Source organism: Phenylobacterium sp. (assembly GCF_030680185.1).
GTDB lineage: Bacteria > Pseudomonadota > Alphaproteobacteria > Caulobacterales > Caulobacteraceae > Phenylobacterium.
The window spans coordinates 111,938-138,419 of the sequence record NZ_JAUXVZ010000055.1; the positions used below are offsets into that span (position 1 = coordinate 111,938).

The window sequence follows — 26,482 nt, forward strand, 5'->3', positions numbered from 1 at the left end:
GCCGGGAAACTCCCCAGAAACGCTGAATTGTGGATCGCTTTCGGGCGTCGTCGAGCCTTACGGCGCCTGCAGCGCACGCCGCCGGCGCATCGTGGTGGCGGCCTGCGCCTTCGTCATCTCGGGCGCCGCGGCGAGCGCGAGGCTCGCGCAAAGGACGATCCTTACGCTCATCCAGACCCCATTCCACCGGCGGACCGCATCTCCCGCGCATGGAGAAGACGACAACTAAACGTTGCATTCCCGCGATCTTGGACACAAGCTTTCTGCCGGATCCAGCCATCACGGAGAGGAACGATGGGCAGGAAGTCATTAGCGCGCCACCCCATTCTTACCCTCCTGGCCCTCGGTGTCGGGGCGATTGCGGCCCTTCCGGCCGCGGCCCAGGTCACGCCGTCCGACGTCCGCGATCTGGTCGGGGTCAGAGGCGCCAGCGGCGAGTCGGAACTGGCGGCGCGGGGCTATGTCCAGACCGGCGGTCAGACCGGGGACGACCGCCAGTGGACCTACTGGTGGAACGAGCGTCGCGGGGTCTGCCTGTCCGTCGCCACGGCGGAAGGGCGCTATGACTCCATCGTTTCGACGCCGGCCGCCGACTGCCAGCGCGGCGGGGGCGGCGGCGGCGGCTCCGCCTTTCGGCCGCCCGAGTTCGGCTACGGGGACTCCTATGACCGCGGCGGCTACCAGGAGCACATCGCGCTGATCTGCTACGGCGAGGGTCATCGTACTGGAACCCAGATGAAGTCGGGCTACACGTGGGATTCAGACAAGAACAAGTATGTGGCGCAGACTGGCTATGAGCTGACCAACGAGGAGTACGACACCTCGGTCACCATCGAGATCGACGGCGCCAGGGGCCGGATACGCCCCGCCAAGAACATGATCCCGCTCATCCACTCCAGCAGCGACGGGGGCTGGTATGACATCGCCAATCTCTCGATCTCGCGGGACGTCATCAACGGGAGCTTCACCTTCAATGGCGCCAACCGTCCCAAGATCACCATCGACCGGCGGGCGGGTCGGATATCTCTCGATGGCCTGACCCAGTTCAGCGGATCGTGCACGCCGCTGGACGGAGATCGCATGTTCTAAGGACAAGCCCGCTAGCGCGGCGCTGGATGATCGCGTGCGCCGGCCCAGACTCTCGGTGACGCCTATGGAAAAGCACGGGCTTTCGATGGGACAGCGCGCGTCCACGATCGGCTGGTTTCTGCTGGCGATCGGATTCGCCCTCGCCTTGCCGGTGCTCTTGGGCCTGAGCGCGTGGATCGTGGTGGCGATCGCTGCGGCCGCAGCCCTGCTGGCTGCGGGCATCGCCGCGATCATCGGGCTGGCTTTCCGCCGCCACAGCCCTGGATCGTTTGTTTCGCGGTGGCTTCCGGCCGCCCTCGCCCTCCTGTTCGTGCTCAGCATCCTGGCGGCCTCGCCGGTCTACTATCTCGCCGCGGTGGTCGCGAGCCGCCCCCTGGCGGCGCCACAGGCGACGCTCTCCAACGAACAACGCACGATCATTTTCCAGGGGATGACCCACGTCGGATCGGACTCGTTCTACAAGGCCGTCGTCTACGACCTGGAGCAGGCGTTGGCGGATGGTTACGTGGTCTATTATGAGGGCGTGCGGCCCGATCCTGCCGGTGACGCCTGGTTCTCCCAGACCCTGGCTCATGGCGGCGACCTCACCGAGGAGTACAAGAGCCTGGGTGAGGTCTGCGGCCTCGCCTTCCAGGGTGACTATTTCAAACTGCTCGGGCCGGAGATCAGGGAACATCCGGACCGCCATGTCGCCGCCGACGTCACGACCCTGGAGATGAAGCAGGAATACGATCGGCTGATCGAGGTGGATCGGGACTTTGCCGCCAATGCGGCGAAAGCGGCGGCCGAGGCTGAGGATCAGGCCGACAGCGCCGATGTCCTGGCCCGCTTTCTCAGGTGGTCCCAGGATGGCGATCCCAGGCATCACAGCCTTGGCGGCGTCATCTGCCGCGGGTTCATGACGCTGACCCTGACGCCGAGCCCTGACAAGCCGCCTGGCGACCTGGACCCGATCGTGCTCGATTTTCGCAATCGCGCCCTGGTGGACCGCATTCTGTCGGACCCGCGCGAGCACATCTACGTCAACTACGGCGCCGCCCATCTGCCGGGAGTCCTGAAACTCCTGAAAGAGAGCGACCCCAGCTGGTCTGTTAAGTCGATCAAGTGGATGCGCGGGATCGAGGCGCCGGAGGAACTTCATGGCCGGCTCGGCCTGGAGTGAGGCCTCTGGAACAGCACAGGCGGGCTGAGGTCGAAATGGGCGCCCGGGGGTCAGGCTCGGCGGTTGACCCATGCAATACCGCCCACCACGCTACCGCCCGTTCTAGTTGAGTTGGGCGGGGCTGTGGGAGCGGCGAGCCCACAGCGTCTCGGAGTGTTGAAGTGCCCGCCAGTACGACGGTGGTTGCGAGCGGCGTGAGCGCCATCGACAGCCTGCTTTACGGGACCAAGTGGTCCAGCCCCAACCTCACCTTCAGTTTTCCCGACGCGGTCACGGACCTGGCGGACTATGCCAATCCGCTCGACCCTGCCTATTTCACCGCCCTGAACGCTAGCCAGCAGTCGTCGGTGGAACAGGCGCTGGTTCAGTGGGCAAGGGTCACCGGCCTGACCTTCACCGAGGCCGCCAACGACGCCGACGCGGATCTGCGATTCTATTTCTATGACGACGGCGGCAACCTGACGATGCGGGTCGTCGGCTTTCCGGGCGACACGCCGGAGAGCGGCGATGTCCAGTTCGGGGCCGCCTTCACCTCGGGCGCATGGCCCCTGGGATCCTACGCCAACTTCACCATTCTCCACGAAATCGGGCACGCGCTGGGCCTGAAACATCCGCACGACTCCACGACCGGCTTCCCGGTGGCGAATGCGGCGACCGATGGCGTCCCCAATTCGGTGATGAGCTATCGCAGCTATCTGGGCGGGCCGATCGAAGCCTATGGCATCGAGGCGGGCTCTTATCCGGCCGGTCCGATGGTCTTCGACATCGCCGCCATCCAATATCTGTATGGGCCGAATTGGACCCATAACGCCGGCGGCACGACCTACACCTTCGATCCGACCGCCCAAGTGATCCTCGGCGCCTATTGGGATGGCGACGGCAACGACACCTACAACTTCGCCGGCTATACGACGAACCTGGCGATCGACCTCCGGCCCGGCGCCTGGAGCGATCTGGGCGGTCAATATGCGCTGCTGGACAATACCGCTCCCGTCTATGCGGACGCCAATATCCGCAACCCCGAGCTCTACGACAACGACCTGCGCAGCCTGATCGAGAACGCCAACGGCGGCTCGGGAAACGACTCTCTGATGGGTAACAAGGTCGCCAACGCCTTGAGCGGCGGGGCGGGTGCGGACACGCTGGACGGCGGCGCGGGGGCAGACACCCTGGCCGGCGGCTCCGGCGACGACCAGCTGGCCGGGGGCGACGGCGACGATCGCCTCGAGGGCGGGGGCGGCGCCGACACGCTGAGCGGCGGCGCGGGCGCCGACACCTTCCTGGTCACGAACGGCGATCATGTGACCGACTTCCAGGCGGGCGACCGGATCCTGGCCACAGGGGCGGTTCCCGCCGCGGTGACCTACAGCCTCGCGGCCGCGATCTTGACCATTGATCCGGACGGGGCCGGCGCGACCGCCGCGATGACGATCGACCTCGGGACCTTCACCCTGTCGGGCTACGAGCTGGCCCTGGATGGCGACGGCGCGGTCATCCTGAAGGTCGCATCCCCGCCTACCCCGCCGCCGCCTGCGACGCCTTCGGACGGACCCGACCTGCTAAGCGCCGGATCAGAGCCGCTGTCGGCGGGGCTGGGCAACGACATCGTGGTGGGATCCAGTGGCGCCAATTGGATCCATGGCAACCAGGGCGATGACGCCCTGTATGGCTATGGCGGCGATGACACAATGATGGGGGGACAACAGAACGATCAGCTGTGGGGCGGCGACGACCACGACCTCCTCTTCGGCGATGCGGGCGACGACCGCCTGTATGGCGACAGCGGCGACGACGTGCTGTTCGGCGGCGACGGGCAGGACTTCGCCGCGGGCGGAGCTGGGCATGATCTGCTGCAGGGCAACGCCGGCGCCGACACGGTGGCCGGCGGCGAAGGCCAGGACACCCTGCACGGCGGCCAGGGCGACGATTTCGCCCATGGGAACCAGGGTGACGACATCCTGTTCGGCGATCTGGGTCGCGACACCCTGCACGGCGGCCAAGGCGACGACCGGCTCATCGGCGGCGCCGATGACGATTGGCTGTCGGGCGATCTGGGGGATGACGTCCTGACGGGCGGCGGCGGCGCCGACCACTTCAACTTCGTGGGCGGCCAGGGGCGCGACACGGTGACCGATTTCCAGGGGGGCGACGGCGACCGGCTGATCCTGGCCCGCGCGCTGGTCGCGGACTTCGACGCTCTGCTCGGGCGGGCTACCCAGGGCGATGGCGGGGTGCTCATCACCTTGCCCGACCAGATCATCGTGCTGGCCGATGTCCAGCTGAACGCCCTGTCGGCCAGCGATTTTCTCTTCGTCTGACGGCAGGCAGAAAAAGAGCCGGCGCTGCGGTACAGCGCCGGCTCGTCTTCAGCTTCAGGTCCCTGGATTACCGTGCGGCGGCTTCAAGAGCCTCGGCGCGTTCCAGATGGGCGCGCAGCTTGGGCACGGCTTCGGCCGCAAACGCCGTGAGCTGGGCGTTGTCGCCATTCTCGGCATAGCCTTCATGCAGGGTCAGCGCCTCCCGGTGGGCGGCGACCTGCTGCTCGGCGAAGACCTTGTCGAAGTCGGCGCCATTGGCGGCCCGCAGATTGTCGATCAGACCCTTGCGACGTTCGTCCATCTCGGTCGGCGGGGTTTCGCCAGCCGCGCGGGCCAGTTCAGCCAGACGGGTGGAGCTGGCGGTGTGGTCATTGACCAGCATCTCGCCCAGGGCCTTGGTTTCGGCGCTCTGGCCCTTTTCCTGAGCCATGCGGCCGGCCTCGATCTCGTACATGTCGCCGACGGCGGCGTTCATGACATAGCCGCCCAGGGTATGGGCGCCGAGAGTCGCCGCCGAGGTCTGGCCGACGGCGGCGGAGGTGGCGTCCTGCGCGGCGTTTACGGGTTCGGATTGGCCGACTTCGGTGGTTCCGTCATTGTTTCCGCAGGCTGCAAGGCCGACCAGGGCCGCGGCGCAGGCCGAAACGATCAGATAGGGTTTCATGTTGAGCTCCCTCATTAAATCCTGCCAAGCCAACACAAAGCCGAGCAATGGGTTCCAAACCATGCGGCGTCTGCAAACCGGCCGACTCAGGGTTTGCTAGATCTCGAATCCAATTTCGCGACCGTGCGTTTCCTCTGCCGGAGGTCCTATGCCGAACCCAAACCTTGAGCGTGAATACTGTGTCCACCTGGCCCAGGCCGATCGTCAGGCCGCCCGCCGCTTGACCGAGTGCAGCTTCGAAGCCGCCGCCCTGGCCTATGTGGAAGACATGCATCTGCCCGATGACGCCGACGGAGAAGTCAGCCTGGTGGTGCAGGACATGGAGAGCGGGCATGAGCACTGCTTCCGCGTCGATCTGGACAACGGCGAAACCTCCGCCTGCGGCTGAGGTCTCGTGACAGTTGCCTGCGCCCCGGCCCACGCGCCATAGTCGCCAGACCGTGGGGGATGGGACGAGAACGCTGTGGCCGACGAAGCTGCGACGGTGCGGACGGATGACGCAACGCCAAGTTTGACGCCGGGCCCAGGCGAGGACGAGCGGCGCAAGACCCTGATATCGGCGCTGGAAACGGCGCGGGACAAACTGCTCGACAGGTCCCTTCGCAACAAGCTGATCAATACGCCGCTGGGCTCCAGCAAGGCCCGCCAGGTGCGGGTGTTCGGGCGACGGTCGGACGAGGTGTTCCGCACGCTGTTCGCCGGCAAGCTGATGAGCTTCGCAGCCACGGGAGCCGCCGAGCCAGACGCCACCGAGGCGGTCGAGCCTGCCGCCAGGACGCCGCCCCCTGCAGATGACCAGCTTGAGTTCGACGCAGCCCAGGGCCGTGGACGCGACACCCGCCTGCCGACCCAGCTGACGGTCGATGGCCTGCAGAAACGCCTGCTCAGCCTCTATTACGAAGGCCAGACCCTGGAGGAGGAACAGGGCGTCAATGTGCTGTTCCTGGCGCTGGGCTTCCTGGAATGGCGTGAAGCGCGCCAGTCGGACACGCCACGCTATGCGCCCCTGATCCTCTTGCCGGTGGACCTGGCCCGGGACGGGGCGAAGGATCGCTTCAAGCTGGAGATCCGGCCTGACGACCTGATCGCCAATGTCAGCCTGCAGGCCTGGCTGAAGGAAAACTTCGGCATCGCCCTCCCCGACCTGCCCGAGGGCGAGGACTGGTCGCCGTCGGACTATTGCGCCCAGGTTGCGGCCGCCATCGGCCCGCGGCCGGGCTGGAGCGTGCGGACCGACGAAATCCTGCTGGGCTTCTTCTCCTTCGCCAAGTTCCTGCTGTGGCGGGACCTCGACCCCGCCAACTGGCCGAAGCCTGAGATGCTGACCGGCCATCCGCTGTTGAGCCACATCCTGTTGCGGGACGACGAGCCGCTGGAGGACACGCCAGTAATCGGCGACGACGGGCGCATCGACGAAGCCTTTCCCCTGGCCGAACTGATCCATATCACCGACGCCGACAGTTCCCAGGCCATCGCCATCCAGGAGGTGATGGCCGGCAAGAACCTGGTGATCCAGGGGCCGCCGGGCACGGGCAAGTCGCAGACCATCACCAACATCATCGCCGGCGCCGTCCAGCGGGGCCGCAGCGTGCTGTTCGTGGCCGAGAAGATGGCCGCTCTGGACGTGGTCCATCAGCGGCTGGTGGACCGCAAGCTGGCCACCATCTGCCTGGAGCTGCACAGCCGCAAGGCGGCCAAGACCCAGGTGCTGGAACAACTGCGCCAGGCCCGCGACGCCGCCGCGCCCCCGGCCTGGCCGCCGGCCAGCCTGAGGACGCTCGATGAGACTCAGAAGCGGCTGCGGGGCCATTCAGACCGTCTGCACCGGGCGGGCGACAACGGCCTGTCGGCCTTCGACCTGATCGGCCGTATGAGCCTGCTGAACGACGGCAGGGCCCGCGCGCCACAGTTCGAGCTTCCCCAGGCGGCGAGCTGGGACGAAGCCGCCATCGAAGGCGCCCGCATCCGCGCCGAGCGCCTGGGTGAACGCCTGGCCAGCGCTGGCGTCCCGGCCTCGCACCCCTGGCGGGGCGTGGGCATCCCTGCGCCGGACATGCTGGAGCAGGAACGCCTCGCAGCCCCGATGGCGGAATCCCTCAGCCGGCTGGAGACCCTGGCGGGGACCAACGCTGAGGTCACGCAGCGCCTGGCGGCCGATGCGAGCCCGACCCTGGGGGAGACCACCGTCTGGGTCGCAGCCCTGCGCCATCTGGCGGGGCGACCCGCCCAGGCCGATGAAATTCTCGCTCATCCGCAGGCCCTGGACCTGGCTGACGATCTGGCCAAGACCGCCGCGGCCGGCGCGCGGTTGCTGGCCATACGCGGGCAGCTCGAACCTCTGATCCGACCCGAGGCCTGGCGCGACGACTGGTCGGCCCAACGGCGGATCCTCGCCGGCCAGGGGACATCCCTGCTTCGCCTGTTCTCGAGCCGCTATCGCGAGGCCGTCGCCGATCTGCGCGGCGTCTGGGTGGGCAAGCTTCCAAAGCACGCCGCCAGGATGGCCGCCCTCGACGCGCTCATGGAGGGCCAGGGGCTGGCGAAGACGGTGGCCGAGGCCGAGTCGCGGCTAAGGTCCTGGCTGGGCGCGCACTGGAAGGGCGAGGCCACCGATTGGCGGTTCGCCGCCGAGCTGGCCGCCTGGCTGAAGGCGGCCTCGACCTACAGGCCTCAGATCGATCTGGTGTCGGTCCACGCGCTGGCCTTCGCCCCCGACGCCGCGGCCCTGGCCGGCGCGCTCGAGGCGGCCAGGCAGGACGCCACCACGAACTTCGAAACCTTGGCGGCGCGGCTGCAACTGGACCAGGCGGTCGCCTTCGATGGCCGGTCACATCACGACCTGTCGGCCTCCGAACTCGCCAACGTCGTGGGCGCCTGGAACCAGCGTCTGGCCGACATCGTCCAGTGGCCGCCGATCCGCGAGGATCTGGCCTGGCTGGCTGGGATCGGCGGCGAGCCCTTCGCCCGCCAGATTTTCGAAGGCGACATCCCCCCGACCGAGGTCGAGCCCGTCTTGATGCTGGCCGCCTTCGAGGCCATGTGGAACGCCCTGCGCGTTCGCGACCCGGAGCTAGGCCAGATCCAGGGGGACGAGCTCGACCAGCTGGTCCGGCGGTTTCGCCAGGCCGACCGTGATCGCATCCGCTGCGCCGCCGACGAGGTCGCCCGGGCCCATCTCGACCGTCAGCCGACGGGGTCGGCCGGCGCCGTGGGCGTGCTGAAAGATGAGATGAACAAGTCCCGGCGCCTGATGCCGGTGCGCAAGCTGATGGAGCGTGCGGGCGAGGCGATCCAGCGGTTCACCCCGGTCTTCCTGATGAGTCCCCTGTCCATCGCCCAGTACCTGCGGCCAGGCGCCCTGCAGTTCGATCTGCTGGTGATCGATGAGGCCAGCCAGGTGCGGCCCGAAGATGCGCTGGGCGCCATCGCCAGGTGCCGTCAGGTCGTGGTGGTGGGCGATGATCGGCAACTGCCGCCGACCAACTTCTTCAACCGCATGGTCAATGACGACGGGCCTGACGACGACGACGAGGAAGGCGACGAAACCGCGCCCGATTCCCGCGTGCGGAAGGCGGCGGTCAAGGACGTGGAGAGCATCCTCAATCTCTGTTCCCGCTTTCCCGAGCGGATGCTGCGCTGGCACTATCGCAGCGAACATCCGGCCCTGATCGCCACCTCAAATCGGAACTTCTACAAGAACCAGCTGATGCTGCCGCCCTCGGTGGTGGCCCGCGCCCACGATGGCGAAACCGGCCTGATGTTCCATCCCGTGGCCTCGGGCGGCTATGAGCGCGGCCGCACGGCGCGCAACGAGATCGAGGCCGAGGCCGTCGCCCAGGCCGCCCTGCGCCACGCCCGCGAGCGGCCGAACCTGTCGCTGGGGGTCGGGACCTTCTCGGTCGCCCAGCGGGACGCCGTGCGCGACCGGATCGATGATCTGGCCCGCAAGCATCCCGAGCTTGAGGCCCTGATGAAGGGCGGTGAGGGCCGCGAGCCCCTGTTCGTCAAGAACCTGGAGAACATCCAGGGCGACGAACGGGACGTCATCTTCATCTCGGTCGGCTATGGCCGCGACCGGGACGGCAAGCTCACCCAGAACTTCGGCCCGGTCGGGCGAGAGGGCGGCGAGCGGCGGCTGAACGTCCTGATCACCCGGGCGCGCAAGCGCTGCGAGGTCTTCTCGTCGCTGGTGGCCGAGGACATCCGCCTGGAGGCTGGCGGCAAGCCCGGCGTCAGCGCCCTGCGAGAGTTCCTGAAGCTCGCCAAGGACGGCTATTCCGACATCAACGCCCCCACCGGCCGATCCTTCGACAGCGACTTCGAAGAGGCCGTCAGCCATGCGATCCAGGCGCTGGGCTTCACCTGCCACCCTCAGGTCGGCATGGCCGGGTTCTTCATTGATCTCGGCGTCATCGATCCGGCCAATCCCGACCGCTATATCCTCGGGGTGGAGTGCGACGGCGCGGCCTATCACAGCTCCCGCTACGCCCGGGACCGCGACCGCCTGCGCCAACAGATCCTCGAAAGCCGCGGCTGGAAGATCCATCGCATCTGGTCGACCGACTGGTTCTATCGCCGCGAGCGCGAGGTCGAAAAGCTGCGGCTCGCCATCGAGGCGGCGCTTGCGGGCCGGCCCTTGCCGAACGCCGATCATATGTACGAGCCCCTGGACGATGGGCCGGTGACGGAGCCGGACGCGGCCACCGTCGAATTGGACCTCAAGCCGGACCTCGAGCCAGATCTTGAGCCGGACTGGGCGCCCCCGCGGCTCAACCGACCTGCGCCCTACATCTTCGCCGCCCTGGAGGTGGAGCCTGGCGACGAACCCCACACTCTGCCCGAACCGCGCCTGACGGACCTGGTCGCCCAGATCGTCCAGGTGGAACAGCCGATCCACGAGGACGAGGTCGCCCGCCGCCTCGCCTCAGCCTGTGGCCTGCAAAGGGCGGGCAGCCGCGCCCAGCAATCGGTCAAGCGCGGCTTGATCGCCGGACAGGCCCAGGGCCGCCTGTGCGTTGACGATGGCTTCTGGTCGGCGGCGGGCGAGACCCCGCCTGCGCCACGGGACCGTTCCGCCCTTAGCGCCTCCGACCAGGTCCGCAAGGCGTCCATGATCGCCCCGACCGAGATAGCGGCCGCGGCGCGCCTGGTCCTTACAGAGAACCAGGCCCTCGAGATGGCGGAACTTGTCACCGAGACCGCCCGCGCCCTGGGGTTCGCCCGCACCGGCGTCGATCTGGCCGCCGCCATCGACAGGGCGATCGGCGAGCGGCTGATGGCGGAGCTGGAGACCGACTATCTGGGGCGGCTCAGGCTGCGGTCCTGACGCGGCTCCCGTGGCCCTTGGGGCTCAGGGTTTGGAATAGCCCTGAGCGCGAAGGTCCAGGTCATGAGCCGCGGGGTCCTCCCGGAAGAACAGGCCGCCGCGGCGCTCCGAATCCTGCGGCAGGTAGTCGAGGGTGACCTCGCTCTCTTCGATGGGCTCACCGCCGCTGGTCAGCGTGCCAGTGACCACGATCCCAGCCGCCGTGCTGCGCCCCGTATTCTTCGCCTCGAAGCTCACCAGATAGCCTTCGCCGCTGGATCTGATCTCGGTGACCTCAAGGCTCACCTGGGGCGGTCCTTCCGGATGGTTCATGGCGAAGTAGGCCATGGAGCCGACGGCGAAGAGCACGAGCAAGGCGCCCAGGGCCGCGACCAGCCATTCCAGAGGTGACGTCGCTTCGAGGGCTTCGCGCCTGCCGCGACCATTCCTGTCGGTGGATGTCATAGGAGCAGCCTCGCCGCAGCGGCGCCGATGGCGCCCGGAAAACCAAGCACAATGGTCGAGCTGATCATCTCCTGCATCCCGCCACCGTCTGTACGACCGAATATCCAGAGCGCGAAAAGGCTGACCAACAGCACAATGGCGTACCCCACGACGCTGAAGCGCAGAAAGACAACCCAGGCCGGCGTCTCTTCGGGGCGCTGGGAGCCGCCCCGGAAATTCAGCGCATAGACGAAGGCGTGCATCAGGCCGAGCGACAGGATCGCCAGCGCCACCCCCTGCCAGGCCGACATCTTATAGGCGATGGCCACCATCTCTTCGGTCGGGGCGACGTTGAAGGACAGGAACAGCGCGCCCGCCCCCATCAGGAACAGCTCGCCCCAGTAGTCGGGGTCTCGGGCCTCGGCGTCTTCCCCGATCGGATCATCGCCCAGCTGGCTGCGGGCCAGCATGGCGCCGAAGCTGCCGGGGACGGTCTGCACCGCAACCTTGCCGATGATTTCCCGGGCCGACATGTCCGGGGTCAGAATACCGAAAATTCCCAGAATGACGGTCGAGGCGATCGCGGCCACCAGCATCACCACCAGGGCGTCGGCCATGTCGTCCCGCAGGCGCGCCGTGGGCCGCATGCCGCCGAAGTGCGACAGCCCCACCAGCACGGGCAGGGTCAGCACGATCAAAAGGGCGAGGCGGAGCGGGTTCATGTAGAAGCCCAGCCACCACATCTCCATGGTCATCATCATCGGGAGGGAGAAGATCAGCGCGCCCGCGAAGGCCCGCCCCAACCCCCTCAAGAATGCGGCGTCCGCCCGAAAGGCGCCCAGCACCAGACCTCTCCGCCGATTTGCGCCTTACGGCGTCCACGCAATTTGCGTTGACCAAGAGTGTGAAACCAGGCTGCCGGGTTCCCGTCGGCCCAGCTTATTTGTTCCGGAGAGCCGCTGGACAGACAGATCGGCAGGATAAGATCAGGCCGGGCGGCGTCGAGCTTGACTCCGGCCCTGCCTGCATCCGCGATGCATGGGAGCAAACTTGCGAGCATAGTTATGCCCAGCACCCTGGACGCCATCGACACCAAGATCCTGGAAATCCTCCAGCAGGACGCCTCCCTGTCGACCGCCGACCTCGCCGAGCAGGTCGGCCTCTCGCAGTCTCCCTGCTGGCGTCGCATCCAGCGGCTGCGCGAAGAGGGCTACATCAAGGGCACGGTGGTGCTGGTGGACCGCCAGAAGCTCGGCTTCACGATGCAGATCTTCGCCCAGCTCAAGATGACGGCCCTCAACGACGAGGACCGGGCACGCTTCAATCGCGCCATCGAGGATATTCCGGAGATCACCGAGAGCTACGCCGTGTTCGGCGAGATGGACGCCATGCTCAAGGTCCTGGCGCCGGACCTCAGCTGGTACCAGGACTTCATCTTCTCGACGCTTCTGAAACTGCCCGGCGTGGTGGATGTCCGCTCCATCGTCACCCTGGCCGACTCCAAGCACACCACGGCCGTGCCCCTGCACGTCCGCGCCCTGCGCTGAGCGAGCCCGCGTGCCGGCCTTCTTCCTGGTCGAGAACGTGACGCCGACCTCCGGCGCGCCCGACCCGATGCTTGAAACCCCCAAGCTCTCGGCCTATTGGCGGGCTCTTCAGCAGAACGAGCACGCGGCCAAGGTCCTCGTCGAGCTCCACCGGGGGCTTGAGGAACGTCGCGAGCTCATGCGCAAGGCCGCGACCTGACCCCATGAGCCAGCCCCTCTTCTTCAACCTGCAGGCCACCCACAACGCCAACCGCTGGTACCTGCCGCTGAGCCCGGCGGTGTGCGTCGGCCCGCCGGGCAATCTGTTCATGTTCGGCGGCGTCGGGATGGGGGCGGCGATCGCGGCCCTGGAGCGCACCTGCGAACGGCCGGCGGTGTGGGCGACGGCGCAATACCTGTCCTATGCCCGGCCGCCCAGCATCGTCGACCTGGACGTGCGGGTGCCGGCTTCGGGCAAGTACAACAGCCAGGCCCGCATCATCGGCCATGTGGGCGACAAGGAGATCTTCACGGTCAACGCCGCCCTCGGCGCCCGGGAGAGCGAGCATTCGGTCCAGTGGCTGGAAGCCCCCAAGGCGCCGCCGCCGGAGGAGTGTATCCCGGCCGACCACTGGCGCGGCGGGGGCGATGATCTGCACAGCCGCATCGAGGTGCGCGTGGCTCAGGGCCGTTATGGCGGCGCCACGGCGGGAACGCCGGACAAGGATGGTCGGCTGCTGCTGTGGATCCGCTCGCGCGAGGGCCTGCCCATCGATTCAAGCTTCCTGGCCATCATCGCCGACTTCATCCCCGGCGCCCTGGGCAATGCGCTCGGCCTCAACGCCGGCGGCAACAGCCTGGACAACACCATCCGCTACCGCCGGATTGTGCCCACCGACTGGGTGCTGGCCGACATCCGGGTCCATGGCGTCCACGGCGGCTTCGCCCACGGCGCCATGTACCTGTTCGCCCAGGACGGCGAGCTGATGGCCACGGCCAGCCAGTCGATGATCCTGCGGGTCTTCGAAGGCGCCCGCGACTAGGGGGCCGGCGTGTCGCTCGCCAAGGGTTTGGTCAGGTCGAAGGCCACGCGGAACAGGCGGTTTGGCCGGGCCAGTTCATAGGTGAAGGTCGTTTCCGTCAGGCCTAAGGACCAGACGTTGGTGTTGGAGACGCTGCGGCCGGTCCGCGTGAACAGCTCGATTGAATAGGCGTCCGCCGGAAAGGCCTGCAACTCGGCCGTGCCCGCCGCAACCGTATCGCCGCCATACTGCGACAGCTCGTCCTCGGTCCCGTCGGCATGCCGGTGATCGTGCTTGAGCCGCAGACGGTCCTCCCCCACGCGGGTGATCACCCAGGTGCGCGAGCGATCCTCGCCCACCCGGAACGGCACGCGGATTTCGGTGTCGGAACAGCTGGCCACATGCATCACCAGATCGGCGTCGCGGAAGGCCGCATCGGTTTCGTCCCCTTCCACCACCTGGCCCCCGAGGGTCTGGCCACAGAGGGCGCCCAGGCGTTCGAAAAACGTCCCGGCGGGACTATCGGCGCGCGCTGCGCCAGGCAGGACAGCCAGGGCGAACGCCATGCCAAAGACCTGAGCCCGAAGTTTCATGGATGACCTTCCGCGTAACCGCAGCGCCGACATCTGCGCCATCAGGCACCATAGAGCGATAACGCCGAACGCCTAGCCGCAGCGCCATCGAACCTTCACAGAGACCCTCTATGGAGACGGCGAATCCGCCGCCGGAGTTCTCGCGCGTGGCCTACGATACGCATGAGAGCCGCGCGCAGTGGGAGGCGGTTCGTGAGGTTGTGCGCCGGTTCGCGCGACGACGCCTGGGCCGCGCCGACCTGGCCGACGACATCGCCCAGGAAACCCTGCTGCGGGTGATCGACTATGGCCGCGCCAACACGATCGACAACCTCTACGCCCTGGCGCTCCGCATCGCCGCCAACCTGGTCAACGAGCACCTGCGCCGGGAGCGTCGTCGGGGCGAGGATGAGTTGACCGACGACCTCGCCAGCGCTCAGCCCTGGCCCGACCAGGTGGTCGAGGGACGCGAGGCCGTTCGCGCCCTGGCCGCCGCCCTGGAGCGCATGCCCCCGCTGCGTCGGGAAATCATCATCCGCCGCCGGGTCCGGCAACAGAGCTGTGCGGCCATCGCCCGCGAGATGGGGCTCAGCCCCAAGGCGGTCGAGAAACATGTCACCCGCGGCATGATCGACCTCAACAAGGCGTTCAGAACGCGCCGCCGGGACGGGAGCCGGCTGTCTTGACCTCGACCACGACCGATATTCTCCAAGAGGCCGCCGCCTGGGTGGAATGGTCCAGCCGCGTCGGCGCCGCCGAACCCCGCGCCCTGGCCGACTTCGAAGCCTGGATGGCCAAGAGCCCCGCCCATCGCGAGGCCTATGCCGACCTGGCCGCGCTTTGGCGTTCCGAGGCCCTGGTCGAGGCGGCCGCCGCCGTGGCGGCCCGTCCCCGCCGCAGGTGGCGCGGATTCATGCGGATCGGCGCGCCTGTCGGCCTGGCCCTGGCCTCGGCGATGATGGCGGTGATTTTCGCCCCGATCTTCCAGTTCCAGACCTTTGAGACGGGTCGGGGTGAGATGCGGCGGCTTCAACTGGCCGACGGGTCCACCGCCCATCTCAGCGGCGCGGCGCGCGTTCACATCCGCCAAGGGCTCCTGGGTCGCACGGTGGTCCTGGACCAGGGCGAGGCCTTTTTCGATGTCAACAAGGACGGCCGACCGTTCGAGGTCCAGACGGACGAGGCTCGGGTGCAGGTTCTGGGCACGGCCTTCAATGTGGATCGGCTGGCCTCAGGACGGGTGGAGCTGTCGGTCTATCGCGGGGCGGTGAGCTTCCGCGCCCGAGGGGGCCCTTCGGAAGAGCTTGGCCGCGGCGAGCGGGCCAGCGTCGACAATGGACTGCTGCTGGTCGCGACGCCATTCGACCCCCTGGACGGGCCCGACTGGATGGGAGGCTGGTTCGACGCTTCGGACGCGTCCCTGGCCGAACTGGTGGAAAAGCTGGATCGCTTCTCCGAACGGCCCATCACCCTGGCTAACCCCCAGCTAGGCGAACGGCGCATCTCGGGCCGCTTTCAGATTTCTGAGCCGGACAAGGTGATGAGCGTCATGGCCGCCGCCTATGGCGTCAGGATTACAGAGGTGGGCGGACGAATAGTGATTTCCGACTCCGAACCGCAATAATTCCGTCAACGATACTTCACATAAAAAAGTGTCGGGGTCGGGCGCGGCCAGACATCTCTCCCATGGACGGGCCAGCACGGTCCAATCCTGGGGGATATCTTGATCATGAAGTTAGCACTGACCCGCCACGCCTCGGTGTTCGCCCTGGCCGCGGCCGCCATCTTCGCCATGCCGACGGTCGCCAGCGCCGCGGACGCCGCGCAGGTGGAGTTCGCCATCCCGGCAAAGGCCATGGCCGAGGCGCTCAGCGACTTCTCCCGCGCCACCGGCCTGCAGGTCGCCGCCCGGCCCGAGGACCTGCGAGGCCGCAAAAGCCAGCCGGTGAACGGCCGCTTCACGCCTGAGCAGGCTCTGAGCCGGCTGACGGCCGGCGCCGGCGTCACCGCCCGGATCTCCGGCGGCGCCGTCCTGATCCAGCCGAACGCGACCCCTGCCGCTACGCCGGTCCGCTCGACCTCGGCCGCGCCCGCCCTCGGCGCCGCCGCGACGCCGATAAGCCCATCGGCCGAGGCCAACACCGTGGCCGATCTGGTGGTGATGGGATTTCGCGGCAGCCTGATGCAGGCCCGCGACATCAAGCGCATGGCGGTGGGCGCGCAGGACTCCATCGTCGCTGACGATATCGCCGCCTTTCCCGACCTGAACCTGGCCGAGGCCCTGCAGCGGGTGCCCGGCGTGGCCATCACCCGCGACGCCGGCGAGGGCCGCCAGATCGCCCTGCGGGGCCTGGGGCCTGACTTCACCCGCGCCCAGTTGAACGGGATGGAGGTGCTCGGCAACACCTCGTCGGGCTTTGACAACCGCGGATCGGTCAGCCGCACCCGCAGCTTCGACTACAGCCTCTTCGCCTCCGAGCTGTTCAACCGCGTCACGGTCGAGAAGTCCTATGCCGCCGAGCAGGACGAAGGCGGCATCGGCGGTACGGTCGGCCTGACCACCGCCCGCCCTTTCGACTATCAAGGCTTCCGCGGCGTGCTGGGCGCCAAGGCGCAGAAGAACTCGAACACCGAGGATGTGACGCCCCGCGTGGTCGGCCTGATCTCCAACCGCTGGGATTCGTCGATCGGCGAGTTCGGCGCGCTGTTCTCGGTCGCCTATTCCGAAAACGACGTGAACGAGTACGGCTATCGCAGCTGGAACTGGACCAAGATCAACGTCAACGCCGCCAATATCGGGCCGGGCGTCTCGGCCGCCGACGCCGCGCGCCTGTCCACTGCAACCGGCATGAACCGGCTGTCAGCGCCCCAGGCGCCGAGCTATTCCACCTGGTTCGCCCATCGCGAGCGGCTGGGCCTGACCGGCGCCCTGCAATGGCGGCCGACCGACCGGATCGAGATGAGCCTCGACCTGCTCTACGGCACGCTGAGCAACGAACGCGATGAATTCGCTCTGGCGCCGGCTGGGGTCAACGCCCTGACCGGCAATGTCACCGGCACGCAGCGCCTGAATGCGGTGGAAATCCGCGGCGACAGCATCGTCTATGCCGACTGGAGCGGGGTCGACATGCGGAACGAGGCCAAGCACTCCAACGACGAGACCACCTTCACCCAGGCGGTCTACAACGCCTCGTTCCAGGCCACGGACAATCTGAGCTTCACCGCCCTGCTGGGCCATGCCCGCTCAGAATTCGAAGGCCCTGTCTTCGACAAGGTGTTCATCCAAGCCAACAACAAGGCCTTCAGCTACGACTTCCGCAATGGCAGCCCGGCCACAAACACCTATGGCTTTGACGTCACCGATCCGAGCCAGTGGAGCCTGATGCGGGCCGACGCCCGGGAAGACTATATCCTCAGCGAATACACCACGGCCATGGTGGACGCCGCCTGGCGCTTCGCCCCCCACTCGACCCTGAAGGTCGGCGTCCAGCACAAGGATTTCGCCAATGAGGGGTGGCAGCGCTTCCAGCGGGTGGACTGGTACAACCGGCCGAACCCGCCGGCGCCGGTGCTGGAGGTCATGTCCTATGACTCCATCGCGCCCTATGTGGTCGCCGACGTCGACGCCACCTATGACCGCACCGGACAGCTCCGCGACCTGACCTCGGCCAACGACCAGCCGGGCACCAACTTCCAGATCAGCGAAAAGACCACCTCGGCCTATGTGCAGTACGACCTGGACACCGTGGTTGGCGACTTCCCGGTGCGGGCCAATGCAGGGGTTCGCTACTATTCGACCGACCTGACCTCCGCCGGCTCGGTCAACACCAATGCCGGTCTGGTCCCCGCCGTGATCGAGACCTCCTATGACGGCTTCCTGCCGGCGGCCAACATCGTCGTGGATGTGACGCCGGACCTCGTGGCGCGGCTAGGGGTCAACCGCAATATCAGCCGTCCGAGCCTGGGCGACCTGCGGGCGGCGGGCTCGGTCAGCTTCACGCCCTTTGGCGGCAGCGTGAACGCCGGCAACCCCAATCTGAAGCCGTTCCTCGCCGATTCCGTCGAGGCGTCGGTGGAGTACTATATGGGCGCCAGCGGCTATGTCGCTCTGGGCGTCTTCTATAAGTCCATGGACTCGTTCATCACCGCCGAAACCGCCTCGGTCCCCTACGGCACGATCGGCTATCCGCTCTCCCTGCAGGGGCCTGGCCAGGACGCCAACACCATCTACTCCTTCAGCCGGCCGGTGAATGGCGACGGCGCGACGATCAAGGGGGCGGAGTTCGCCATCCAGCGAGACCTGGACTTCCTGCCGGCGCCCTTCGACAAGCTGGGCTTCATCGGCAACGTGACCTATGCCGAGGGGGAGACCGACGCCACGGTGGATGGCGTCGTCTACAAGATGTCCCTGGCCAACCTCTCGAAATGGACGACCAACGCCACCCTCTACTATGAGACCGAGCGGTGGGGCGCGCGGGTGTCCAGCGCCTATCGGGACGGCTACCGCGACGGCATCGGCGGCAACGGCAATGTCGGCTCCGGCTATCACGACACCCACAATGTGGATGTCGCCGCCCACTACAATGTGAGCCCGGCCCTGAAGCTGGTGTTCGAGGGCATCAACATCACCGACGAGCCCATCGACCAGTACACCGATCTGGAGGCCCAGCGTCCGACCTCCTACACCACCAGCGGGCGAACCTTCACCCTGGGCGTCAGCTACGTCTTCTAGCCCTCACCCGCCCCTTATCGCCTTGACCTATCGACCGGCGGGCCCTGTCCGCCGGTCGTCGCTTCTCCGCCCCCTGGCCCGCACGCGCTAGTAAATGACCCCGGCCGGAGGGCCAGCGTCACAGGAGCGTCATAGCCTCCTTGCCTGTGACCGGATCTAGGTCCGGCGCGAGTTGGGACAACCAAACAAGGGGGATTGTCATGACACGTCTCAAGTCGTTCCGCGGCCTGCTGCTGGTCGGCGCCGCGAGCCTGATCGCCGGACCCGCCGCGGCCCAGGCCAGCGGCACGCTGCTCGAAGAAATCATCGTCACCGCCACCAAGCGCGAAGTCAGCGTCCGGGACATCTCCGGATCGGTCAGCGCCGTCAGCGGCGCCCAGCTCGAAGCCATCGGCGCCCAGAGCTATGCCGACTACATCGCCCGCACGCCGGGCGTGACCTTCAACCAGTTCCAGCCGGGCACCTCCCACGTGGTCATCCGCGGGGTGGCCACCAATTCCGGCAACGTCCAGGGCCAGGGCACCACCGGCTACTACATCAATGAAGTCCCGCTGACCGAGCCAGGCTGGACCATCGTGATCCCGGACATCGACGCCTTCGACGTCGATCATGTGGAAATTCTGCGCGGTCCCCAGGGGTCGCTGTTCGGCTCGGCCTCCATGGGAGGGGCGGTCAACTATGTGGCCCGCAAGGCCGACGCCAGCGCCTATGACGCGGCCATCGAGACCACCCTCAGCCAGACGAAAAACGCCGATGTCGGCGGGGCGATCAAGGGGATGGTCAACATCCCGCTGGTGCAGGACAAGCTCGCCCTGCGCGCCGTGGCCACCTATCGCAACGATCCCGGCTATCTCGACAATGTCGGCATCGGCAAGGACGGCTCCAGCGACATCACCATCGGCGGCGGCCGCCTGTCCCTGGTCTGGACGCCGACCGACGCCACCGAAGTGTCCTGGCTGAGCCTCTATCAGAAGACCGAGGCCGACGACGCGCCCTACCGCAATCCGGCCTTTGGCGACCTGGCCCGCTCCAGCGCCTTCGCCGAGACCAACGAGACCGACGTCACCCTGCACAGCCTGCGGGTCGACCACGACTTCGGCTTCGCCACCCTGACCGCCATCGGCGCCTATCAGGAGAAGTCGCAGGACTACGCCTTCGACTTCACGCCCTATCGCGCCGCCTATAACGCCGATCTCGGCCTCAACCTGACCTCGCCCCTGTTCATCGAAAGCGGCGGCGAATCGACGGGCGAGAGCCTGGAAGTCCGCCTAGCGTCCAACACCGAAGGCCGCTTCGAGTGGCTGGTCGGCGCCATGTACTTCGAGAGCGAGAAGAACCTCTACGAGCAGCTGGGCGCCGACGGCGCGACGGCGGCGTTCAACGCCTCTCCGCTCTTCGGCCCGGGAACGGGCTCTGTGATCGCGCCGGACGGCCGCATCTTCAACGCCTTCTTCACCGACCTGAAGGCCAAGGAGATGGCCCTGTTCGGCGAGGCCAGCTTCAACTTCACGCCGGAACTGAAGCTCACTGCCGGCGGGCGCCTGTTCAAGACCGAGACCGACTCCACCTCCAGCCAGGTGGGCTTCTCGACCTTCCCGGGCGGCCTGAACGTCTCGCCGACCGACTCCGATGAGCAGGACGGCTTCTCGCCCAAGGTCTCCCTGACCTACACGCCCAACGAAGACCTGATGGTCTATGGCCTCTACTCCGAGGGCTTCCGCTTCGGCACACCCAACACCCAGGGCCTCAGCGCCTTCCCGGTGCCGGCGGGCTCCGAGAGCGACAGCCTGAAGAACTACGAGATCGGCGTCCGCTCGAACCTGGCTGGCGGCAAGGTGCTCCTCGACGCCACGGCCTTCTATGTGGACTGGTCGGACATCCAGCTGCGGCTCCTGACCCTCGACAACTTCAACTATGCGGCCAATGGCGGCGCTGCGACGATCAAGGGCCTCGAGACTTCGGTCACCTTCAGCCCGACCCCGCAGTTCGATCTGCAGTCGAGCGTCACCTATATGGAGGCCCGTCTCGACGAGCCCCTCTTCATCCTGTGGTACGGCACCGCGCCCGAGGGCTCGCAACTGCCGGGCTCGTCGGACTGGTCGATCACCAATACCGCCTCCTATCGGTTCGAGGCCGCATACGATCCGACCCTCACCCTGTCGCATCGTTATGTCTCGTCGGGGATCAGCGACCTGAACTCGGCCGTCCCCGGGATCACCCCCAACACCCAGGGGGACTTCAACGTGATCGATCTCCGCCTGCGGGCGAACCTGGGGGCCACCTCGGTCACGCTGTTCGGTTCGAACCTGGGCGATGAGCGGGGCGTGACGCGCACCCTTCCCGAGGCCAACGGTCTCAGCCAGGGTCTGATCCGGCCGCGCACCTTCGGGGTGACCCTGAACTGGTCGCTCTAAACTCCAGGTCTTGAGCGTGTTTCGTCCCGATAACCGGGTCCCACTTGTCGGAACGCGCTCTAGCGATTTCCTCCGCTGAATCCCCGCGGATTCAGCGGAGGCGATGGGCTAATCCACGGAGTCGCCAGCACGATCCGGGAGACAATTTCGGACCGTACTCTGAGGCTGAGGCCGAAGACGGAGCTAAGCATATGAACCGACGGACCTTGTTGCTTTCGACGGCGAGCCTGGCCCTGGCGCCCTGCTTTTCCTGGGCTGAGGAAGGCCGGGGCGCCATCGCCCCGCCCCGTCCGCCCCGCAGGCCGTTGCGGATCGAGCAACTGGGTCGCGTTCGGAATGACCCCTATGCCTGGCTGCGTGATCCCAATTGGGCCGAGGTCTCCCGCGACAGCAGCCTGATGTCGCCGGAAATCCGCGCCCACCTGGAGGCGGAGAACCGCTACGCCAACGCCCTGCTGGCGCCGACGCAAGGCCGGCAGGACGCCTATGCCCAGCGCATGATGGCCCTGGCCGAAGGCGACGAGTCTCAGCCCCCCGTTCCCGATGGTCCGTGGGCCTACTACGCCTATGTGCGCCCCGGCGAGGATCATCCCGTCCATGCCCGTCGCCCGGTCGGCGGCGGCGAGGAACAGATCCTGCTGGACGAGCAGGCCCGCGCCGCGGGCCACGCCTATTTCCGCACCACGGCGGCGGCCCACAGCCCCGACCACAGCCTGTTCGTCTGGGCCGAGGATGTCGAAGGGGGCGACCGCCACCGGATCTGCATCCGCGACCTGGCCACCGGCGAGATCCGCGCCACGCCGCAGGCCGAGGGTTTTGGCTGGGAAGGCCTGGTGGTCTCGTCGTGCTCGCAGTGGGTGTTCTGGATCTGGCGCGATCCCCTGGGCCGCCCCGCAAAGATCTTCCGCCGCCCGGCCCGCGGCGACAGCGACGAACTGGTCTATGAGGAGCGCGATCCGGCCCTGTTCATGGCTCTGTCGCGGATGGCGTCGGGCGCCTTCGTCACCATCCAGATCCTGGGTCCTGACGTCGACGAGGCCCGCCTGATCCCGGCGGCGGAACCGACCGCCGAGCCCATCCTGGTGGAGCCTCGGCAGCCGGGCCTCCACTATCAGGTCCAGGAGTGGAACGGCCAGCTCGTGATCCTGACCGACGCCGACGGCGCGATCGACGGCAAGCTGATGACCGCGCCCCTCGACCAGCCCGGCCGCGCGCACTGGCGGGAATGGATCGCCCACGAGCCGGGCCGGCACATCCTGGAGATCCGGCCGCTGCGCGACCATCTGGTGCGCCGCCAACGCCGCAACGGCCGGCTGGAAGTCATCGCCCTTCCGCAAGGCGGCGGCGACGAGGCGCAGGTGGCCTTTGATGAAGCCGCCTATCTGGTGACCCTGGAGCCGCAGCAGGCCTATGACACGGCCATCCTGCGTCTGAGCTGGCAGTCGCCGCGCACGCCGCCGCGCTGGGTCGATTACGATCTGACGAGCGGCCAGCAGACCCTGGTGAAGGCCCGCCAGATCGGCGCAGGCTACAATCCTGAGGACTATGAAGTCCGCAGCCTGTTCGCCCCGGCCAGCGATGGCGAGCAGATTCCCGTCACAGTCCTGATGCGCAAGGGCGCCGTGTTGGACGGCCGTTCGCCCCTCCTGCTCTTCGCCTATGGCTCCTATGGCGCCTCAACCGAGGCCAAGTTCTCCGTGCCTGTGCTGGCGCTGGTGGAACAGGGCTTCATCTACGCCATCGCCCATGTGCGGGGCGGTTCGGAAAAGGGCCGCCAGTGGTTCCTCGACGGGCGCCGCTTCCAGAAGGCCAACACCTTCACCGACTTCATCGCCTGCGCCGAGCACCTGATCGACCAGGGCTATACCCGGCCCAAGCGCGTGGTGGCCTATGGCCTGTCGGCCGGCGGCCTGCTGATGGGCGCGGTGGCCAATATGCGCCCGGACCTCTGGGGCGGCGTGATCGCCCAGGTGCCGTTCGTCGACATGCTGAACACCATGAGCGACGCCGACCACCCGCTGGTGCCGGCCTTCCGGCCCGACTGGGGCGATCCCCTGGCCGACCCGGAAGCCTATGACTACATCGCCTCGATCTCACCCTATGAGAACGTGCGGCCGCAGGCCTATCCGCCCATCCTGGCCACCGCAGGCGTGCGCGATCCGCGGGTCAGCTATTGGGAGCCGGCCAAGTGGGTCGCCGAGATCCGCGAGCAGGCCACCGGCGGCGGGCCGATCCTCTTCCTGACGGACATGGAGGCCGGCCATCAGGCGGCCGGCGGTCTGTCATCCCAGTTCCGACAAATGGGCCGCTTCTGGGCCTTCGCCGAGCAGAGCCTGGTATGGTCAGCGTAAGACGGGGCGACGCGTTCGCCCTCGGGCGCCTGGACGCCCACGATCAGGCGGCTCTCGTGGCCGGGGGCGAGGCCACGGCCGCGGAGCTGGCCGAAGCCGCGATCATCCGCATCGAGGCGCTTGATCCCCAGCTTCTCTCGGTGAGCTGGCCGGCCTTCGACCAGGCACGGCAGCGCGCAGCTGCGCCCCTGCCCGAGGGACCGCTGTCTGGGGTCCCCTATCTGCTGAAGGATTCCCTGGACTATCCAGGCCTGCCGAGCCTGGCGGGCTCGGCCAGCCGGAGCGCCGCCGCGCGCGAGGTCGCCTATCCCTATGTCCGGCGATTGGACGCCGCGGGCCTGGTTCCCGTCGGCAAGTCGGCCATGCCGGAGTTCGGCCTGCTGCCTGTCACCGAACCCCTCATCGGCCCCGTGACCCGCAATCCCTGGTCGCCTTCCCACTCCCCCGGGGGCTCCAGCGGCGGGGCCGGGGCCGCGGTGGCGGCCGGACTGGTTCCTCTGGCCCACGGCAGCGACGGCGCAGGCTCGATCCGCATCCCGTCCTCGGCCTGCGGTCTGCCGGGCCTGAAGCCGGGGCGCGGGACCACGGTGCGGGTGCGGAGCCGCCATGTGATCGAGGATCTGCTGGTCGGCGACAGCCTGATGGCCCGCAGCGTCCGCGACGTGGCCGCCGGCTTCGCCCTGGCCAGACCGGACTCGGCTGCGGCGGTCACCGGGCCCAGCCGGCGGCGGCTGAAGATCGCCTATGCCAGCCGCACCCTGGCCGGGGATGAGCCTCACGAGAGCCTGACCAGGGCGCTGGAGGACACGGTCAATCTCTGCGCACGCCTGGGCCACGAGGTGCGCCCCGCCTGGCCCGCCATCGAGGGCCCCGCCGCCCTGCGGGCCGAACAGGTTCTGTGGAGCCACATCGGCGCCGATTGCGTCGACGCCATCATCGCCGCGGGCCAGGACCCCGCCGTGGCGCTGGAGCCCTGGACAAGGGCCCTGGGCGAGATCGCCGCGGGCCTCAGCCATGTCGACCTGGAAGCCGCCTACGCGCAGATCGCCGCCCTGCCCCGCCAACTGGCCGCCTTCTTCGGGGACTTCGACGTTCTGCTGACCCCGACCTTGTCGGCGCCGCCGCCCCTGATCGGTGAGATGGCGCCCGACACTGCGCCCGATGAGCTGATGGCGAAGATGTTCGGCTGGTGCGGCTACACCCCGCTGCAGAACATGGCCGGCACACCGGCCGTGACTCTGCCGCTGGCCTGGGACGAAGCTGGCCTGCCGCTGGGGCTGATGTTCGCCGCCGACCGGGGCCAGGAAGACCTGCTGCTCGCCTTGGCCTTCGAACTGGAGGCGGCCGCCCCCTGGAAACATCGCTGGCCGCCGATCTCGGTCAACGGAGGCGCTCATGGACAAGCCGCCTGAGAAGTACGCCGCCCAGTCCGAGGCCGACATCGTGGCCTTGGTCACAGCCCATCCGCTGGCCTGGGTGGTGAGCGCGGGCCAGGGCTTTTCGGCCACGCCCCTGCCCCTGCGACCGCGGCTTGACGCAGAAGGCCGGCTCACCGCGCTCGCGGGGCACTTCGCCAGATCCAATCCCCAGGTGGCGCGGTTGAGAGCCGATCCTCAGGCTCTGATGCTGTTCATGGGGCCGCACGGCTATGTATCGCCCTCCTGGATGGCGGACCGGACCCAGGCGCCGACCTGGAACTATGCCTGCGCCGCCTTCGCCGGCGATATCGTCTTCGAGGAAGGCCCGGAGGCCACGCGCGCGGTCCTGGACGACCTGATCGAGGCCATGGAGGACGGCCGGCCGGCGGCCTGGCGCACGGACGACATGGGCCCGCGATATGAGGGACTGGCCCGCGGGGTTGTCGGCTTCCGCGCCGAAATCCGCGCCCGGCGGGTGGTGTTCAAGCTTGGCCAGGACGAGCGGGACGACGTCTTCGCCGACATCATGGCCGCCCTGCAGCAACAGGGTCCGCAGGACCTGGCGCGCCTTATGGACGTCTACGCCGCCGCGCGCGAATGATCGATCGCGGCCTCGAAATAGTGGCTGGGCGCCACGCCGAACGCACGCTGGAACATGGCGGTGAAGGCGCTGGGGCTGTTGTAGCCCACGTCGAAAGCCACCGTCGTGACCGCCCCGCCCAGGGAAAGCAGCGACAAGGCGTGGGCCAGTCGCACCTGTTGGCGCCACTCGCTGAACGTGATGCCGGTTTCGCGGCGGAAGGCGCGGGTGAAGGTTCGCCGCCCCATGCCGGACAGGTCGGCGAAATGGTCCAGATCGGCCTCATCGCCTGGGCTGTCCATGACCAGGCGACAGGCCCGCAGCAGCCGCTCGTCCTTGGGCATCGGCACCTGCAGGGCCTGGACCGGATGCTCGACCGCCACCGCGATCTCGTCGAGGATCAACTGCATGATGCGCGCCTCGCGTCCATCGAGGGCGTATTCCACCGGCAGGTCGGACGCCTCCAGGATCAGCTCCCGCAGCAGGTTGCTGACCTTCAGCACCTGGCATCTGTCCGGCAGGCGCGCATCGGCGCCGGGCTCCACATAGAGGGTGCGCAACGAGACGTGTCCCCGGCACAGGGCCTGATGGCGCACGCCGGCCGGCATCCACACCGCGCGCTGCGGCGGGATGGTGAAGCTGGTGTCGTCGGTCATCACGGACATCACGCCGGCGCTGGCATAGAGCAGCTGCGCCCGCTCATGGCTGTGGGGCGGGTCCATGAAGTGCGGCGGATACTCGTCGACCAGCACGGCCACGGGCCGGGGGACGTGCTGATAGTCGTCGCCGCGTGTGCTCCGCTCCATATGGCCCATACTAGACGATCGCGGGCCAATGGTCGACGGCGAGCCACCATGCGCCCTGCTATCGAGCCGAAACGCCTGT

General features: G+C 67.7%; 20 protein-coding genes. 15 read left to right on the forward strand and 5 right to left on the reverse strand.

Annotation, left to right across the window (positions count from 1 at the left end; all coding sequences use genetic code 11):
* Positions 1–294: 294 nt before the first annotated feature.
* The 3 genes from Q8L83_RS14990 (at position 295) to Q8L83_RS15000 (ending at position 4,569) form a co-directional block, all read left to right on the forward strand.
* On the forward strand, positions 295–1,089 hold the full coding sequence (locus Q8L83_RS14990) for a hypothetical protein (RefSeq protein WP_305288296.1): 795 nt from the start codon (positions 295–297) through the stop codon (positions 1,087–1,089).
* A 34-nt stretch (positions 1,090–1,123) separates the two neighbouring features.
* Positions 1,124–2,251 (forward strand): hypothetical protein, encoded by a 1,128-nt coding sequence (locus tag Q8L83_RS14995; protein WP_305288298.1) that lies wholly within the window; start codon positions 1,124–1,126, stop codon positions 2,249–2,251.
* Positions 2,252–2,412: 161 nt separating this feature from the next.
* Positions 2,413–4,569, forward strand: coding sequence for a M10 family metallopeptidase (locus tag Q8L83_RS15000; RefSeq protein ID WP_305288300.1), 2,157 nt, complete (start codon positions 2,413–2,415; stop codon positions 4,567–4,569).
* Between the two features lie 67 nt (positions 4,570–4,636).
* Here Q8L83_RS15000 and Q8L83_RS15005 read toward each other — a convergent pair whose 3' ends face one another.
* A complete protein-coding gene (locus tag Q8L83_RS15005; protein ID WP_305288302.1) occupies positions 4,637–5,233 on the reverse strand; it encodes a DUF4142 domain-containing protein in 597 nt (198 codons plus the stop codon).
* 148 nt (positions 5,234–5,381) lie between these two features.
* Here Q8L83_RS15005 and Q8L83_RS15010 point away from each other — a divergent pair, with 148 nt between their 5' ends.
* Together Q8L83_RS15010 and Q8L83_RS15015 are read left to right on the forward strand one after the other, a co-directional pair.
* Entirely contained in the window at positions 5,382–5,621 is a 240-nt protein-coding gene (locus Q8L83_RS15010) for a DUF5961 family protein (protein WP_305288304.1), read from the forward strand.
* Between the two features lie 75 nt (positions 5,622–5,696).
* On the forward strand, positions 5,697–10,559 hold the full coding sequence (locus Q8L83_RS15015; RefSeq protein ID WP_305288306.1) for a DUF3320 domain-containing protein: 4,863 nt from the start codon (positions 5,697–5,699) through the stop codon (positions 10,557–10,559).
* 24 nt (positions 10,560–10,583) lie between these two features.
* On the opposite strand, the gene Q8L83_RS15020 is transcribed toward Q8L83_RS15015, so the two are convergent.
* Positions 10,584–11,003 carry a hypothetical protein gene (locus Q8L83_RS15020; RefSeq protein WP_305288308.1) on the reverse strand — a complete coding sequence of 140 codons (420 nt, stop codon included), beginning with the start codon at positions 11,001–11,003 and terminating at the stop codon, positions 10,584–10,586.
* Complete coding sequence (locus tag Q8L83_RS15025; RefSeq protein ID WP_305288310.1) at positions 11,000–11,827, reverse strand: TIGR02587 family membrane protein; 828 nt, start codon at positions 11,825–11,827, stop codon at positions 11,000–11,002. Before Q8L83_RS15025 ends, Q8L83_RS15020 begins: the two co-directional genes overlap by 4 nt.
* A gap of 219 nt (positions 11,828–12,046) precedes the next feature.
* Between Q8L83_RS15025 and Q8L83_RS15030 the strand changes: the two genes are divergently transcribed.
* From Q8L83_RS15030 to Q8L83_RS15040, 3 genes are read left to right on the forward strand one after another with little or no spacing between them, the layout of a single operon-like run.
* Entirely contained in the window at positions 12,047–12,529 is a 483-nt protein-coding gene (locus Q8L83_RS15030; protein WP_305288312.1) for an Lrp/AsnC family transcriptional regulator, read from the forward strand.
* A gap of 10 nt (positions 12,530–12,539) precedes the next feature.
* A complete protein-coding gene (locus Q8L83_RS15035) occupies positions 12,540–12,728 on the forward strand; it encodes a hypothetical protein (protein ID WP_305288314.1) in 189 nt (62 codons plus the stop codon).
* Between the two features lie 4 nt (positions 12,729–12,732).
* The gene (locus Q8L83_RS15040) at positions 12,733–13,551 is read left to right on the forward strand and encodes an acyl-CoA thioesterase II (protein ID WP_305288316.1); all 819 of its coding nucleotides are present in this window, start codon (positions 12,733–12,735) and stop codon (positions 13,549–13,551) included.
* Here Q8L83_RS15040 and Q8L83_RS15045 read toward each other — a convergent pair.
* Entirely contained in the window at positions 13,548–14,123 is a 576-nt protein-coding gene (locus Q8L83_RS15045) for a hypothetical protein (RefSeq protein WP_305288317.1), read from the reverse strand. The two genes, Q8L83_RS15040 and Q8L83_RS15045, sit on opposite strands and share 4 nt — an antisense overlap.
* A gap of 110 nt (positions 14,124–14,233) precedes the next feature.
* On the opposite strand from Q8L83_RS15045, the gene Q8L83_RS15050 reads away from it, so the two are divergent.
* The 7 genes from Q8L83_RS15050 to Q8L83_RS15080 all read left to right on the forward strand — a co-directional run bounded on the left by Q8L83_RS15050 (position 14,234) and on the right by Q8L83_RS15080 (position 25,618).
* Positions 14,234–14,788, forward strand: a complete 555-nt coding sequence (locus Q8L83_RS15050; RefSeq protein ID WP_305288318.1) for an RNA polymerase sigma factor — start codon at positions 14,234–14,236, stop codon at positions 14,786–14,788.
* Positions 14,785–15,726, forward strand: a complete 942-nt coding sequence (locus Q8L83_RS15055) for a FecR domain-containing protein (RefSeq protein ID WP_305288319.1) — start codon at positions 14,785–14,787, stop codon at positions 15,724–15,726. Before Q8L83_RS15050 ends, Q8L83_RS15055 begins: the two co-directional genes overlap by 4 nt.
* Positions 15,727–15,831: 105 nt before the next feature.
* Positions 15,832–18,834 (forward strand): TonB-dependent receptor, encoded by a 3,003-nt coding sequence (locus Q8L83_RS15060; RefSeq protein WP_305288320.1) that lies wholly within the window; start codon positions 15,832–15,834, stop codon positions 18,832–18,834.
* Between the two features lie 200 nt (positions 18,835–19,034).
* Positions 19,035–21,248 (forward strand): TonB-dependent receptor, encoded by a 2,214-nt coding sequence (locus tag Q8L83_RS15065; RefSeq protein WP_305288321.1) that lies wholly within the window; start codon positions 19,035–19,037, stop codon positions 21,246–21,248.
* 191 nt (positions 21,249–21,439) lie between these two features.
* The gene (locus Q8L83_RS15070) at positions 21,440–23,599 is read left to right on the forward strand and encodes a S9 family peptidase (protein ID WP_305288322.1); all 2,160 of its coding nucleotides are present in this window, start codon (positions 21,440–21,442) and stop codon (positions 23,597–23,599) included.
* The gene (locus Q8L83_RS15075) at positions 23,587–25,011 is read left to right on the forward strand and encodes an amidase family protein (RefSeq protein WP_305288324.1); all 1,425 of its coding nucleotides are present in this window, start codon (positions 23,587–23,589) and stop codon (positions 25,009–25,011) included. Before Q8L83_RS15070 ends, Q8L83_RS15075 begins: the two co-directional genes overlap by 13 nt.
* Positions 24,995–25,618: an FMN-binding negative transcriptional regulator gene (locus tag Q8L83_RS15080; RefSeq protein WP_305288325.1), complete on the forward strand. Its 624-nt coding sequence runs from the start codon at positions 24,995–24,997 to the stop codon at positions 25,616–25,618. The genes Q8L83_RS15075 and Q8L83_RS15080 overlap by 17 nt, the downstream gene beginning before the upstream one ends.
* Here the strand turns inward: Q8L83_RS15080 and Q8L83_RS15085 are convergent.
* Positions 25,597–26,403: a helix-turn-helix domain-containing protein gene (locus tag Q8L83_RS15085; RefSeq protein ID WP_305288327.1), complete on the reverse strand. Its 807-nt coding sequence runs from the start codon at positions 26,401–26,403 to the stop codon at positions 25,597–25,599. The genes Q8L83_RS15080 and Q8L83_RS15085 overlap by 22 nt on opposite strands.
* Positions 26,404–26,482 lie beyond the last annotated feature (79 nt).

Bases quoted from the DNA above. Each gene is read 5' to 3' on its own strand.
- Q8L83_RS15045 (WP_305288317.1), bottom strand. From the start codon at position 14,123: ATGAAACTTCGGGCTCAGGTCTTTGGCATGGCGTTCGCCCTGGCTGTC.
- Q8L83_RS15010 (WP_305288304.1), top strand. From the start codon at position 5,382: ATGCCGAACCCAAACCTTGAGCGTGAATACTGTGTCCACCTGGCCCAG.
- Q8L83_RS15005 (WP_305288302.1), bottom strand. From the start codon at position 5,233: ATGAAACCCTATCTGATCGTTTCGGCCTGCGCCGCGGCCCTGGTCGGC.
- Q8L83_RS15050 (WP_305288318.1), top strand. From the start codon at position 14,234: ATGGAGACGGCGAATCCGCCGCCGGAGTTCTCGCGCGTGGCCTACGAT.
- Q8L83_RS15060 (WP_305288320.1), top strand. From the start codon at position 15,832: ATGAAGTTAGCACTGACCCGCCACGCCTCGGTGTTCGCCCTGGCCGCG.
- Q8L83_RS14990 (WP_305288296.1), top strand. From the start codon at position 295: ATGGGCAGGAAGTCATTAGCGCGCCACCCCATTCTTACCCTCCTGGCC.
- Q8L83_RS15065 (WP_305288321.1), top strand. From the start codon at position 19,035: ATGACACGTCTCAAGTCGTTCCGCGGCCTGCTGCTGGTCGGCGCCGCG.
- Q8L83_RS15020 (WP_305288308.1), bottom strand. From the start codon at position 11,003: ATGACATCCACCGACAGGAATGGTCGCGGCAGGCGCGAAGCCCTCGAA.
- Q8L83_RS15070 (WP_305288322.1), top strand. From the start codon at position 21,440: ATGAACCGACGGACCTTGTTGCTTTCGACGGCGAGCCTGGCCCTGGCG.
- Q8L83_RS15085 (WP_305288327.1), bottom strand. From the start codon at position 26,403: ATGGAGCGGAGCACACGCGGCGACGACTATCAGCACGTCCCCCGGCCC.
- Q8L83_RS15080 (WP_305288325.1), top strand. From the start codon at position 24,995: ATGGACAAGCCGCCTGAGAAGTACGCCGCCCAGTCCGAGGCCGACATC.
- Q8L83_RS15075 (WP_305288324.1), top strand. From the start codon at position 23,587: ATGGTCAGCGTAAGACGGGGCGACGCGTTCGCCCTCGGGCGCCTGGAC.
- Q8L83_RS15030 (WP_305288312.1), top strand. From the start codon at position 12,047: ATGCCCAGCACCCTGGACGCCATCGACACCAAGATCCTGGAAATCCTC.
- Q8L83_RS15040 (WP_305288316.1), top strand. From the start codon at position 12,733: ATGAGCCAGCCCCTCTTCTTCAACCTGCAGGCCACCCACAACGCCAAC.